1 protein-coding gene is annotated in these 1,354 nt (G+C 65.3%); it reads left to right on the top strand.

From position 1 onward, the window contains the following. Positions 1-1,354: thiamine pyrophosphate-binding protein (locus AC0L2H_RS32420; RefSeq protein WP_473593669.1), on the top strand; the 1,354-nt coding region annotated here is incomplete at both ends.

The following is a 1,354-nucleotide window of genomic DNA, read 5'->3' as shown; positions in this document are numbered from 1 at the left end:
TCTGCTTCGTCACCCGCGGCCCCGGCGCCACCAACGCCTCGGCCGGCATCCACATCGCCATGCAGGATTCGGTTCCCGTCATCCTGTTCATAGGCCAGGTCGCCAGCCACGCCAAGCAGCGCGAGGCCTTCCAGGAAGTGGATTACGTCAGGTTCTTTGGTGACATCGCCAAATGGGTCGTCGAGATCGACGACGCGTCGCGCATTCCTGAATTCGTCACCCGCGCCTTCGCGGTGGCCACATCCGGCCGCCCCGGCCCGGTGGTGGTCTCGCTGCCCGAGGACATGCTGACCAGCCTGGCCCAGGCGCCCGCAGCCCAGCACTACACGCGCGTCGAAACCGCGCCCGGTGAAGCCGAACTCGACCGGCTCGAAGCGCTGCTCAATGCCGCGAAACGGCCGATCGTAATCCTGGGCGGCACGCGTTGGGATGCCAATGCCGTTCAGGAAATGCAGCGCATCGCCGAAGCCTGGTCGCTGCCGGTCGGCTGTTCATTCCGCCGCCAGATGCTGTTCGATCATCTCCACCCGAACTACGCCGGCGATGTCGGCATCGGCATCAATCCAAAGCTCGCCACCGCCATCAAGCAGGCCGATCTGGTGCTGCTGATCGGCGGCCGCATGGGCGAAATGCCGTCCTCCGACTACACGCTGCTGAAGAGCCCCTACCCCGATCAGACGCTGGTCCACGTCCACGCCGACGCCGGCGAGCTCGGCCGCGTCTACCGGCCCACGCTGGCGATCAACGCCTCGCCTTCCGCCTTCGTGCGGGCCTTCGCCAGGAGAAAGGGGCCAGCAACGCCGAACTGGGCCGACGAAACCACGCGCCTGCACTCCGCCTATCTCGACTGGTCTACACCGCCGGAAACCGGCCCTGGTCCGGTGCAGATGGGGCCGATCATGAACTATCTCGAAACGGTGCTGCCCGACGACGCCATCTTGACCAATGGCGCCGGCAATTACGCCACCTGGGTTCACCGCTTCCATCGTTCCCGCCGCTTTGCCACGCAGGCGGCACCGACCTCCGGCTCGATGGGCTACGGCACGCCAGCCGCGGTCGCCGCCAAGGACTTGTTCCCGGATCGCGACGTGATCGCCTTTGCCGGCGATGGCTGCTTCCTGATGAACGGCCAGGAATTCGCCACCGCCGTGCAATATAATCTCCCGATCGTCGTCATCGTCGTCAACAACGGCATTTACGGCACCATCCGCATGCATCAGGAGCGGGAATATCCCGGCCGCGTCGTCGCCACGGAATTGAAAAATCCTGATTTCGCCGCTCTCGCCCGCGCCTATGGCGGCCATGGCGAGACGGTCGACAAAACAGCCGATTTCGCGCCCGCCTTCGAGCGTGC

It is taken from the genome of Mesorhizobium sp. WSM4871 (assembly GCF_055811295.1).
The sequence above is the reverse complement of the archived record's forward strand: the minus strand, read 5'-3'. Positions and strand labels throughout refer to the sequence as shown.